Consider the following 12009-nt stretch of genomic DNA (forward strand, 5'->3'; position numbering starts at 1 on the left):
GCGGCTGGAATTCAAGCAATCGTTCGGATCACGGCCCGCCCGTTACGGCCATGGCGCGGAGTGCCGTCCTCTCCTGCATCGACGGGATGCATGAAAGCACTAGTTTAGTCACAATTTTTTTAAAATCCACACTTGCAATAAGTCTTGCGGCTACCTAAAGCAAGCCCTGAGTCGTGGGGATGACTCCGCAGTCAGCAAGAGCATTGTATTTTAGGAATATTTACAGTGATTTACCGAAGAGAGGTTGACGGCCTGCGGGCAGCCGCGGTGATGCCCGTGATTCTGTTCCATGCGGGTTGCAGTCTCTTTTCCGGCGGTTTCATCGGCGTCGATGTTTTCTTCGTGATCAGCGGCTTTCTGATTACGTCGATCATCCTCGAGGAGATGCGCGACGGCACCTTTTCGCTGGCGGCATTCTACGAGCGCCGGGCCCGCCGTATCCTGCCGGCCCTGTTTCTCGTCATTCTGTGCTGTCTGCCCTTCGCCTGGCTCTGGGTCATGCCGGAGGAATTTCGTGCCTTCTCCGACAGCCTGATTGCCACCAGCCTCTCCGGCGCAAATTTCCTGTTCTGGTTCAAAAGCGGCTACTTCGCGCCGGAGGCCGGAGAGGTGCCGCTGCTTCATATCTGGAGCCTTGCCGTCGAAGAGCAGTATTACATGGTCTTCCCGCTGCTCGTCATGTTCATGTGGAAGCGCAAGCGGAATTGGCTCTTTGCGCTCCTGGTTGCGATTGCGCTTGCGAGCCTTGCCTACAGCGAGTGGGCGTCACGCGCCTTTCCCTCGGCCAATTTCTATTTCCTGCCGTCGCGGGCCTGGGAGTTTCTGGCCGGATCACTCTGCAGCTTCATGCAGTTGAAGGGGCAGGAACGCGGCAGCGATCCGCTGTCGCTCCTCGGTTTCGGCATGATTGCCTTCTCCGTCTTTTACTTCGACGAGACCTCGCCCATTCCCTCCACGCTCGCACTGGTTCCCGTGGTGGGCGCGATGCTCGTGCTGCTCTTTGCCCGACAGGGGACCTGGGTGGCGGCGCTGCTTTCGACCCGCGCCTTCATCATGATCGGGAAGATCAGCTATAGCGCCTATCTCTGGCACCAGCCGCTTTTTGCCTTTGCGCGCATTCGCAGCATCGATCCGCCCCGTCTCGCCGTGATGGGCGCGCTGGCCTGCGTTGCTCTTGTCCTCGGCTATCTCTCGTGGCGTTTCGTCGAGCAGCCGTTCCGCAGAAGCCGGCACAGATTGCTGCCGACCCGCCGGGGCCTGACCGTATCGGCATCGGTGATGCTCGCAGCCCTCTTTGCCTTCGGGCTTTATGGCCACGATACGCGCGGTATTCCCTGGCGACTTCCGGAGCCGATCAAGGATTTCATCGCGGACAGCGAGTGGAGCAAGACGTGTCTTATCGAGAGCGGGTCGGATTGGGATGCGATGCCGATCAAGGACTGCATATTCAATAGCGGTCACGCGCGGACTTACGCAATCCTCGGAGATTCCCTGGCATCGGCGCTGACGCCCGCGCTTGCCAAGCGTCTGGACGGCATGGATATCGGCCTGGAGCAGATCACGCACAGCTTTTGTGCGCCGGTCGCCGATGTTTCGATGGCCTCCCTCCAGGCGCGCGAATGCGGTGCCTTCAATGCTGCCGCGATCGACTATCTCGTCAAGAGCAAGGTCAAGACCGTCGTTCTCGCCGCATCCTGGCAGGTGTTCTTCGCACAATCCCGATACGTGTTCAAGGACGAGGAAGTCGCGACGCCAGACGTCGGACAGAAGTTGAAGGATGCTTTTGACAAAACCGTCGGCGATTTGACGTCGGCCGGCATCCGAGTGGTCATCGTCTACCCTCATCCGCGCGGCGACACGGAGATCGCAGCCAAGGTCGCCAAGCTGATGCACAAGGGCATGCCGGCGCCGACCATCACCATCGCCCAGGATGAATTCATCGAGCAGTCATTGCCGTCCTATGCCTATCTCGATGGCCCCAAGGACAAGCATGTCCTGCGCGTCGATCCGGCCAAGATCTTCTGCGGGATAGAGACGGGGCGATGCGATCTGGCGCGGGAAGGCAAAGCCTTGATTTTCGATAAGGTGCATTTCACCCCGGCGGGGGCGGAAGCCGTAGCCGACGAAATTCTGGTCGCTCTGAAGCGAGACGACGTGGCGGCTGAAAACGGCGTGGCGGCGCTCTCTTCCGGCGGCTTCTAAAAAAATCCAGTAAAGGTGCGAAGCGGTCGGCGTCTCTTGCGCGTCGGAAAAGATGCGCGATGCTGTGACCGCGCAAACAAAAAGGCCGGGTTTCCCCGGCCTTCGTAAATTCTCGTCTGTCCGAAGCGATTAACGCTTGGAGAACTGGAAGGACCGGCGGGCCTTTGCCTTGCCGTACTTCTTGCGTTCGACGACGCGGCTGTCGCGGGTCAGGAAGCCGCCCTTCTTCAGCACCGAGCGAAGGCCCGGCTCGAAGTAGGTGAGGGCCTTGGAGAGACCGTGGCGAACGGCGCCGGCCTGGCCGGAAAGGCCGCCGCCGGCAACGGTGGCGACGATGTCGAACTGGCCGTCACGGGCAGCCGCGACGATCGGCTGACGCAGGATCATCTGCAGCACCGGACGGGCGAAATATTCCGCGAATTCCTTGCCGTTGACGATGATCTTGCCGGAGCCCGGCTTGACCCAGACGCGGGCAACGGCGTTCTTGCGCTTGCCGGTCGCGTAGGAGCGGCCGAGCGAATCGACCTTGCGGACGTGTGCCGGAGCAGCAGCTTCGGAAGCCGTGCCGAGATCCTTCAGGGAGGAGAGGTCAGCCATTATCAGGCGCTCCTTACGTTCTTTTTGTTGAGCGCGGCAACGTCGAGGGCGACCGGCTGCTGGGCTTCATGGGGATGGTTGGAGCCGGCGTAGACGCGCAGGTTCTTCATCTGGCGACGGCCGAGCGGGCCGCGCGGAACCATGCGTTCGACGGCCTTTTCGAGGACGCGCTCCGGGAAGCGGCCTTCGATGATCTGGCGTGCGGTGCGTTCCTTGATGCCGCCGGCATAACCGGTGTGCCAGTAGTAGACCTTGTCGGAATACTTCTTGCCGGTGAAAACGACCTTGTCGGCATTGATGACGATGACGTTGTCGCCGTCGTCAACGTGGGGCGTGAAGGTTGCCTTGTGCTTGCCGCGCAGGCGCATAGCGATGATGGAAGCGAGACGGCCAACGACAAGCCCTTCGGCGTCGATGATCACCCACTTCTTCTCTACCTCTGCAGGCTTCTGAGAGAAGGTTGCCATAGTGAATACTCTCTTTTAGGACCCTTGGCCCGAGGGCTTGAAGGGCGTTTTTTGTTGCTTGGATTGACACGCCCGAGGCATGCCAAAAAGAAAGCAGCCGGGAGAGGCTGCGTTCTGGCGGGGTGTATAAAGGGAATGTGACATCCGGTCAATATCGACTTCCCCGGCCATCTGAAAAAAGAATAAGTAAAAACAATGCGTTAGCTGTATGGTATTATATTACCTCACATTTGTCGGCCGGAGAGCCGTCGTGCTGACGCTTTAGCGGCGGCTTGAGACCCTTATTTCCAAGGTCGAAAGCCGCCTAATCCTCGAGGCCGCGCAGGCATTTCATCATTTCGCGCAGGCCGCGCGTCAGGTGTTTGTCCCGGCGAAGAACCATGCCGAGGCGGCGCGTGAGCTTGGGCTTTAGCGACGACGTCGCCACGAGGCCTGCGCGGTCTCTTTTCAATGCCAGCCCCGGCAGGATCGACCAGCCGAGCCCCACGGCCACCAGTTCCTTGATCGCCTCGATGCTGCCGAACTCCATCGCGGGCCGGGTCGTCGCATCCGAGCCGGTCAACCACGTGTCGATCGCGCGTCTTGTGTTGCCGCCCTCGTAAAGCAGCAGCGTCTTTTCGCGCATGAAAGCGGCGTCCGGTCCGCCCTCCGGCATGCGACTGCCGGCGGGAGCGACGGCCAGCAACTCCTCTTCGTAGAATGTCTCGATCTCGAAGTTCCGCCCGGATGCCGGCAGCGCGACGACGGCGATATCGAGGCTGTTGGCTTCCAGGTCGCGCAGAATATCGTCTGCATTGCCGATATGGACGGTGATTTCGAGGTTCGGCATGTTTTTCCTGGCGGCGGCGATGGCGCGGGGAAGCAGATGGATCGACGCCGTGCCGCCGCTGCCGATGCGCACGCGGCCGCTCGCGCCATCTCTGTGCGGCATCATCGCTTCTTCCGCGGCAGCCGATTCTTGGAGCAGCCGCCTTGCATGCACGAGCAGGTCGAGGCCTGCGGCTGTCGGCTGCGCCCGCCGTCCGACGCGCTCGATCAGCCGGACGCCGAGCCGCTGTTCGAGACCTTTGACCTGCAGGCTGACCGCCGGTTGCGTCAGGCCCTCCTTGTCGGCCGCAGCCGTAAAACTTCCGAGATCGGCGACGTTGACGAAGGCCGAGAGCTGATCGAGATTAAGAGGCACGGCAAAGAAATCCTTATGCATATGATAATATCCATAAGCTTCTTTCGTGGCGTCTTCCAGGCCATCCTTCATCCGTTGAAAAAAGGAAGAAGAGATGGCTCTGGATACAAGCGAGATCGCTGAAGCCTCCGGCGATGCCGCCCGGCGGAAACTCCGCAAGATCATGGGCCTAGCCCTGCGGCTTCTCGCGGCTGTCGAGCATCGCCTGGAGAAGCGCCGTAGCCGCCGCACGCTTATCGACCTGACCGACGACGAACTTCGCGATGTCGGCCTGACGCGCGGCCAGGCGAGGACCGAGGTCTCCAAGTCCTGGTTCTGGTCTTGACGTCGGTTCATCCGGAGAGCGGATCTTGCTCGAAATTGCTGCCGCCTTGTGGCAGAACACCTGTCTGAAAATCGAGCGCAGGAGCATGGTCATGGCCGAAATCGTATCCTTCCGGAAGGACGCAGACAGGATGGAAGAGAGCGGATTGCTGGTCCGCTCGCTGCGGGACGGCGTGCTGCGGCTCGTGCTCAACAACCCGCCGACCAATGTGCTTTCCGTCGCGCTTCTCGAAGCGCTGACGGCCGCGCTCGAGGCGGCTGACGCGGATGCGGATGTGCGCGTGATCGTCATCGCCTCGACCGGCAATGTCTTTTCCGCCGGCCATGACCTCAAGGAACTCACGGCCCATCGCGCCGACGAGGACCAGGGTGTCGGTTTCTTTGAAAGAAGCTTCCGGCTCTGCGCCGATCTGATGCTGAAGATCGCGCACCTGCCGAAGCCCGTCATCGCCGAGATCGATGGGCTCGCGACGGCCGCGGGCTGCCAACTCGTTGCTTCCTGCGATCTGGCGATCTGCACGGATACCTCGACCTTCTGCACGCCGGGCGTCAATATCGGCCTCTTCTGCTCGACGCCGATGGTGGCCGTTTCCCGTGCCGCGCATCGCAAGCAGGCGATGGAGATGCTGCTGACCGGCGAGACGATCGACGCCTCGACCGCCAAGGATTTCGGCCTCGTCAACCGCATCGTGCCGAAACAATATCTGACGCAGGTGGTCTCCAAATATGCCGGCGTCATCGCCAGCAAGTCGCCGCTGACCCTGAAGATCGGCAAGGAGGCCTTTTACAGGCAGCTCGAACTGCCGGTCGAGGCAGCTTACGATCATACCGTCAGAGTGATGGTCGAAAACATGCTGACGCAGGATGCGCAGGAAGGGATCGGCGCCTTTCTCGGCAAGCGCAAGGCGGAATGGAAGGGCGAATGATCACGCCAATTTCAGAACCAGTCCGCCGATTGCGATGACGACGCCGGCGACGTAGCGCCAGATGCTGGCCTTTTCCTTGAACACGGTGACGGAGATCACAAGCGCAAAGAGGATCGCGGTTTCGCGCAAGGCGGCAACGGTTGCGACCGGCGCTTTCGTCATCGCCCAGAGCGCCAGCCCGTAGGAAGCGATCGAGCCTGCGCCGCCGATGAGGCCTCGCCACCAGTTCCGGCGGATATGCTTAGCCACTGCTAAAACGCCGCGTTGCGACGTCGCCCAGGAAAACAGCAGGACGGGCGGCAGCAACGACATCCATAAGGTGTAGGAAACCGCGTTGCCGGAAAGGCGAGCGCCAATGCCGTCGACATAGGTATAGCTGGCGATAACGCAGGCATTGGCAAGCGAGAAGAGGACGGCACGGCCGCTGCCGCGCCGTGCTTCGAGAGCGAGCGTCAGCACGCCGGCCGAGATCGTCATGATGCCGGCGAGGGCGCCGCTGGAAAGATTTTCCTGCAGGATGAAACCGCTGATCGCCGCAATCAGCAGAGGGGCGCAGCCGCGCATCAGCGGATAGACGAGGCCGATATCGCCGGCTCGGTAGGCGGCGGCGACCAGTTGGAAATAGACGAATTGCAGGATGGCCGAGGCGCCGATGAACGGCCAGGCGGCGGTTTGCGGCAAGGGCAGAAAGGCAAGGAATGGCAGCGCCGAAACCGCGCCGCCGGCCGAGATCAGCGCCGCATCGAGCGATTTATCGCTGCCGGCTTTGACGATGGCGTTCCATATCGCGTGCAGCAATGCGCCGAAGAGAACGAGCAGAATGACGTCGACAGGCAAGGGAGCAAATCCGGAAAGGGGACGAAAAAGAGGAAACGCCTCGCCATAGGCGACCTAAATTCTTGAAAAGACAACTGGCATTTGCACGAAAATGGAAGGCTGCGGTGACGGCCTCGTTCAGATGTCGATTGACATCCTTCGATATGTGATCAAAGGCGGCCCGTCAGATCAATTTTTACGTGCGCGCGACATGCGTTCAATCCAGGCGAGGCTTTCAACTATGAGATGTTCCTAATGGATGCGGGAACGTATCGTGATATTATCGGGAACAAATACGGAAAGTTTGCGCGAGGTTTCGGAGGTCGTCTATTCTATGCTGCTGAAATATAGATATTATTCTATAACTTTGACATAGTTGAAAATTAAAGCTTATGATTGTGTAAACTGCAGGAAATCGCATCACGGGATTGAGCCCAGGCCTCTTTACAAGCGCGAAGGGCGTATAGTTTTGCGTCCGTCTCGGCGGCGGAACTATCAGAGTTGATAATGCGGAATGAACAGCATCCCGTCAAGGTTGTCGATGTTCTGGCAGTTCAGGACCGGGCAGCGGGGGGTGTCTTTCGAGGGAATATGGGTCCATTCGGCATAATCGGTCGCGTCGCAGTAATTGCTGTTGCGGACGTAGCGATCGTAGAGCGGCAGGCCTCGGGGAGACTGGTAGCGGAAGATGACGGCGCCCTGATTGTGGATGGCGGCGCGCACGCTGGCGCAGCTCATGGTGAGCGGATTGTAGCGCGAGATCGCCAGCGCCGGCGATGCGGCGAGCACGAGCGTGAGGGCAAGAGCGATTTTTTTCATCGAATTATCCTCATGAGTATCCACTTCATATATACGCCAAAAGCGTGCGGCCGGTTTCACGGAAATGAAAAAAACTGCAGGCGGCGCCAAGGGACTCACGGGAGTGGAGAAGCGGACATGAATCACGACGCTTACGGGGACGATTATCTGGCCGGCATCCTGCATTCGGTAAAGACCATCGCGCTGACCGGCGCTTCGCCCAATCCGGCGCGGCCGAGCAACGGCGTCATGGGTTATCTGCTGTCGCTCGGATATGAGGTCATCCCGGTCAATCCGGGGCAGGCGGGCAAACAGATCCACGGCCGCACCGTCTATGCCCGGCTCGCCGATATTCCCGTGCCGATCGACATGGTCGACGTCTTTCGCGCCTCCGAATATCTGGATGGGGTCGTCGAGGAGGTGCTGGCGCTGGAGCCGCTGCCGAAGGTCGTCTGGTCTCAGCTCGGCGTCCGCGACGATGCGGCTGCGGCAAAGGCGGAAGCCGCCGGCATCAAGGTGGTGATGAACCGCTGCCCGGCGATCGAGTATCCTCGCCTCATTGCCTGACCTGCTGTCCGCGGAGACGGATTTTCCACCGAACGCCCCTGGGTTGAAACGGATCGCGATTAACTTTCATCCGCGACAGGCTATGATCCTGCCCGTCACGATAACTGGAGGACGACATGGCCAAGAATGATCCGGGATTCAATACTTTGGCGATCCATGCGGGCGCTCAGCCCGATCCGGCGACCGGCGCGCGGGTGACGCCGATCTATCAGACGACCGCTTTCGTGTTCAACGATTCCGATCATGCCGCCGCTCTCTTCGGCCTGCAGGCTTTCGGCAACATCTACACCCGCATCATGAACCCGACGCAGGCCGTGCTCGAAGAGCGTGTCGCAGCGCTCGAAGGGGGAACTGCAGCCCTTGCCGTTGCCTCCGGCCATGCAGCGCAGATGATCGTCTTCCACAACATCATGCGTCCGGGCGAGAATTTCGTCGCCGCCCGCAGGCTCTACGGCGGTTCGATCAACCAGTTCGGCCATGCCTTCGAGAATTTCGGCTGGCAGGTGCGCTGGGCCGATCCCGACGACCCGGCGAGCTTCGAGAGCCAGATCGACGAGAAAACGCGCGCCATCTTCATCGAAAGCCTGGCCAATCCCGGCGGCACCTTCGTCGATATCGCCGCGATCGCCGAGGTCGCGCATCGCCACGGCCTGCCGCTGATCGTCGACAATACGATGGCAACGCCCTATCTCATCCGCCCGATCGAGCACGGCGCCGATATCGTCGTGCATTCGCTGACGAAGTTTCTCGGCGGCCACGGCAATTCCATGGGTGGCCTCATCGTCGACGGCGGCACCTTCGACTGGTCGAAGTCCGGCAACTATCCGATGCTGTCGAGCCCGCGGCCGGAATATAACGGCATGGTCCTGCACGCGACCTTCGGCAATTTCGCCTTCGCGATCGCCGCCCGCGTGCTCGGCCTGCGTGATCTCGGGCCGGCGATCTCGCCCTTCAACGCCTTCCTGATCCTGACCGGCATCGAGACGCTGCCGCTCCGGATGCAGCGCCACAGCGACAATGCGATCGCCGTCGCCAGATGGCTGAAGGCGCACAGCAAGATCGCCTGGGTGAATTACGCCGGCCTCGAAGACGATCCGAACCACGCCCTGCAGCAGCGTTACTCCCCGAAGGGCGCAGGCTCCGTCTTCACCTTTGGCGTCCAGGGCGGCTACGAGGCGGGCAAGACGCTGGTCGAGAGCCTGGAGCTCTTCTCCCACCTTGCCAATATCGGCGACACCCGCTCACTCGTCATTCATCCGGCCTCGACCACGCACCGGCAGCTGACCGACGAGCAGAGGATCGCAGCCGGGGCAGGGCCCGACGTGGTGCGCCTCTCCGTCGGCATCGAGGATGTCAAGGACATCATCGCCGATCTCGAACAGGCGCTCTCGAAGATCTGACATCAAAGAGGTCTATGGCAAACCATGGCAAATTTCATCCCCTTCAGCATCGATGGCGTCGAACCCGAGTTCGGGGCCCCCGAGGCTGAGCGGATCATCTCCGGCGATCCGCAATTCCGCACCTGGAGCCTGGAGGAGGCCGAAGGCCTCTATTCCGGCATCTGGGAGGCGACCCCGGGCAAGTGGCGGATCGTCTATGAGGAGTGGGAATATTTCAGCCTGCTTTCCGGCCATTCGATCGTGACCGAGGACGGTGGTGAGCCGGTTCATCTGAAGGCGGGCGACCGGATGATCTTGAGACCCGGCTTCAAGGGAACCTGGGAAGTCGTTGAAACGACTCGCAAGGACTATGTGATCAAGGTCTGAGCGGCGGCGGCAAACCGGCTCCGGCGATGCCAGGCCTGTCCCGGTTTGCGGCGATTGTGGTCCGTTTCTGCTGCAATCTCACCGTTTCTTTCCCGGATAGACGGCATTTGATCGATCTTATTAATGGTGCCTATATCGTCAAATGGTAGACCTTATCTGCAGCGCATTGCGGACATGATGTCTCCTGCCGTCACCATAGACATGGCCTTGCAATTCATCTTTTCGGGATTGGCATGTCGTCGAATCTTGCGGGTAGGCACGTTCGCACCCAGACGTCTTCCATCATTGTGACAACCGTTTGCTTCGTTGTCGTCGCGCTGCTTCTGACCGGCCTCATGACCCATGTCGTCGCCACGATGACGCGGTCGGCGAACGAGATCGATGATGCCAGGGCCAATCGCGCCGCCCGCGCGGCGATCGCAGCCTTTGTCAGTCGCCTGAGCGCGACAACGACGGACAACGCCGTATGGGATGATGCCTACAAAGCGATCTCATCTCCCAGCGCGGCGGATTGGGCCTATGAGAACTGGGGTAAAACCAGCGAGGATTACCCGCTCTATGACGGCGCGATCGTGATCGGTCCCGACCGCTCGTCGATCGTCTCCGCATATTCCAAGGGCAAGCCCTTCCAGCCGGGTGCTTTTTTTGGCCAGGCCTTCTATCGGCAGATCGACACGGCCGCCGATTCCGTACAGGCGCCGGTGGTCAATTTCATCAAGACCGAAACGGGCATCGCGCTGATAGCGTCACAGGCAATTCAGCCTTATGAAGAGGAAGGCGAGCTTCCGAGGCTCAGCGTGCTGAGCTTCTACAAGGAATTCAACTCGGACGTTCTCGGCACGCTTTCGAACGAACACGAACTCGAGGGACTGCACCTTGCCGCCGCACCCGCGCCGGGCCTGCTGAACACGCCGATCACGGACATGAAGGGTGGCGTGATCGGCCATCTCGTTTGGCCGAGCAAAGCGCCGGGAAGTGCCGTGTACCGACAGGTCTATCCCTATGTTGCCGCTGCTACACTCATCCTCGTGCTGTTCCTGACCGGTGTTCTGCTGGCGGGCGTATCCGAGGCGCGGCGCCTGCGTAAATTGGCGCAAGCAGCGATTTTCGAAGCGAACCACGACAGCCTGAGCGGCCTGCTGAACAGGCATGGACTTCTCGCCCTGCTGGACGAGCTGGTCGTTACGGATTTTTCGCCGCCTCGGCTCTATCTGATCGATCTCGATGGGTTCAAGGCGGTCAACGACGCCTGGGGGCATGCGGTGGGGGATGACCTGATCCGGATGGTCTCGAACGCGCTGATCGCCTGCCACCCCGAAGTCGTTGCCGTGGCTCGGCTTGGAGGCGATGAGTTCGCCCTGGTGCAGGTCGGAACCGCCGCGCGCCAGGAGATAGAAGAGACCATTCTGGCGCTGTTTGCCGAGCCATTCAAAATCGACGGACGAACGATCGAGGTTGGAGCGAGCATCGGCGCTGCTGCGCGTGACGGAGACATCGAGCCTTTGGAGCTGCTGCGCAGAGCCGACATGGCGCTCTATCGCGCCAAGGAAAATGGCAGGGGCCGGGCGATCGAATACGACCCCGAACTGGATCGGGAGCGCCAAAGGGTCGCCGAACTGGAAAGCCTTTTGAAGACCGCCATCGGCGATGGTGCGATCGAAGCCGTTTTCCAGCCTCTCGTCTCCGCGACGACGGGTGCTGTCACCGGCCTTGAAGCGCTGGCCCGCTGGAAGACTGCGACTGGAAATATCAGCCCGGAGATCTTCATCCCGCTTGCCGAAAGATGCGGCCTCATCGATGCGCTCGGCGGCCATATGCTGAAAACATCGATCGAGCATGCCAAGAACTGGCCCGGTCTCGCACTGTCCGTCAACGTTTCGCCGGTCCAGCTCTGCAATCCGGAATTTGCCGTCGAAGTGATCTCGCTCCTGCAGGAACTCGATTTCGATCCGAGGCGCCTGACATTGGAGATCACCGAAGGCGTCCTCATGACAAATCCGGATCAGGCCCGCCGGTCGATAGATCACCTCAAGCAGGTCGGCATCAAATTCGCCCTTGACGACTTCGGCTGCGGCTATGCAAGCATCGGCGCATTGCGGCAGTTCGGTTTCGATCGGATGAAGATCGACCGCTCGCTCGTGTCCGCTCTCGACCAGGGCTCGAACGGCGCCGATGTTCTCAAGGCAACCATCTCTTTGGCGACCGCGCTGCAGATTCCCGTCACCGCGGAAGGCATCGAGAATATCCGCCAGGCAGCGATCTTGCGGGAGGCCGGCTGCGACCAGCTGCAAGGCTATTTGATCGGAAAACCGATGTCGGCATTCGACATATCCAATAAGCTTCAAGAACAAGCGGCGTAATGC

Annotated in this window: 12 protein-coding genes; 7 read left to right on the forward strand and 5 right to left on the reverse strand. The window is 60.5% G+C overall.

Features of this window, described 5'->3' with window-relative positions:
* Window positions 1–225: 225 nt before the first annotated feature.
* On the forward strand, window positions 226–2202 hold the full coding sequence (locus tag ATY78_RS27160) for an acyltransferase family protein (RefSeq protein ID WP_088685401.1): 1977 nt from the start codon (window positions 226–228) through the stop codon (window positions 2200–2202).
* Window positions 2203–2331: 129 nt separating this feature from the next.
* Here ATY78_RS27160 and rpsI read toward each other — a convergent pair whose 3' ends face one another.
* The 3 genes from rpsI to ATY78_RS27175 form a co-directional block, all read right to left on the reverse strand.
* Entirely contained in the window at window positions 2332–2799 is a 468-nt protein-coding gene (gene rpsI, locus ATY78_RS27165) for a 30S ribosomal protein S9 (protein WP_009995734.1), read from the reverse strand.
* A 2-nt stretch (window positions 2800–2801) separates the two neighbouring features.
* Window positions 2802–3266, reverse strand: a complete 465-nt coding sequence (gene rplM / locus ATY78_RS27170) for a 50S ribosomal protein L13 (RefSeq protein WP_012483399.1) — start codon at window positions 3264–3266, stop codon at window positions 2802–2804.
* A gap of 304 nt (window positions 3267–3570) precedes the next feature.
* Complete coding sequence (locus ATY78_RS27175) at window positions 3571–4470, reverse strand: LysR family transcriptional regulator (protein WP_190237537.1); 900 nt, start codon at window positions 4468–4470, stop codon at window positions 3571–3573.
* A 73-nt stretch (window positions 4471–4543) separates the two neighbouring features.
* Between ATY78_RS27175 and ATY78_RS27180 the strand changes: the two genes are divergently transcribed.
* Together ATY78_RS27180 and ATY78_RS27185 are read left to right on the forward strand one after the other, a co-directional pair.
* On the forward strand, window positions 4544–4774 hold the full coding sequence (locus ATY78_RS27180) for a DUF1127 domain-containing protein (protein WP_088685402.1): 231 nt from the start codon (window positions 4544–4546) through the stop codon (window positions 4772–4774).
* Window positions 4775–4865: 91 nt separating this feature from the next.
* Window positions 4866–5699 (forward strand): enoyl-CoA hydratase, encoded by an 834-nt coding sequence (locus tag ATY78_RS27185; RefSeq protein WP_088685520.1) that lies wholly within the window; start codon window positions 4866–4868, stop codon window positions 5697–5699.
* Here the strand turns inward: ATY78_RS27185 and ATY78_RS27190 are convergent, their stop codons facing one another.
* Together ATY78_RS27190 and ATY78_RS27195 are read right to left on the reverse strand one after the other, a co-directional pair.
* On the reverse strand, window positions 5700–6536 hold the full coding sequence (locus ATY78_RS27190) for an EamA family transporter (protein WP_088685403.1): 837 nt from the start codon (window positions 6534–6536) through the stop codon (window positions 5700–5702).
* 474 nt (window positions 6537–7010) lie between these two features.
* Entirely contained in the window at window positions 7011–7334 is a 324-nt protein-coding gene (locus ATY78_RS27195) for a hypothetical protein (RefSeq protein WP_088685404.1), read from the reverse strand.
* A gap of 117 nt (window positions 7335–7451) precedes the next feature.
* On the opposite strand from ATY78_RS27195, the gene ATY78_RS27200 reads away from it, so the two are divergent.
* The 4 genes from ATY78_RS27200 to ATY78_RS27215 all read left to right on the forward strand — a co-directional run bounded on the left by ATY78_RS27200 (window position 7452) and on the right by ATY78_RS27215 (window position 12006).
* Window positions 7452–7880 carry a CoA-binding protein gene (locus tag ATY78_RS27200; protein ID WP_088685405.1) on the forward strand — a complete coding sequence of 143 codons (429 nt, stop codon included), beginning with the start codon at window positions 7452–7454 and terminating at the stop codon, window positions 7878–7880.
* Window positions 7881–7996: 116 nt separating this feature from the next.
* Window positions 7997–9280 (forward strand): O-acetylhomoserine aminocarboxypropyltransferase, encoded by a 1284-nt coding sequence (locus ATY78_RS27205; RefSeq protein ID WP_088685406.1) that lies wholly within the window; start codon window positions 7997–7999, stop codon window positions 9278–9280.
* 24 nt (window positions 9281–9304) lie between these two features.
* On the forward strand, window positions 9305–9646 hold the full coding sequence (locus ATY78_RS27210; protein WP_088685407.1) for a cupin domain-containing protein: 342 nt from the start codon (window positions 9305–9307) through the stop codon (window positions 9644–9646).
* A gap of 233 nt (window positions 9647–9879) precedes the next feature.
* Window positions 9880–12006: a bifunctional diguanylate cyclase/phosphodiesterase gene (locus tag ATY78_RS27215; RefSeq protein WP_088685408.1), complete on the forward strand. Its 2127-nt coding sequence runs from the start codon at window positions 9880–9882 to the stop codon at window positions 12004–12006.
* Window positions 12007–12009: the final 3 nt, after the last annotated feature.

It is taken from the genome of Rhizobium sp. R635 (assembly GCF_002211285.1).
Lineage (GTDB): Bacteria > Pseudomonadota > Alphaproteobacteria > Rhizobiales > Rhizobiaceae > Rhizobium.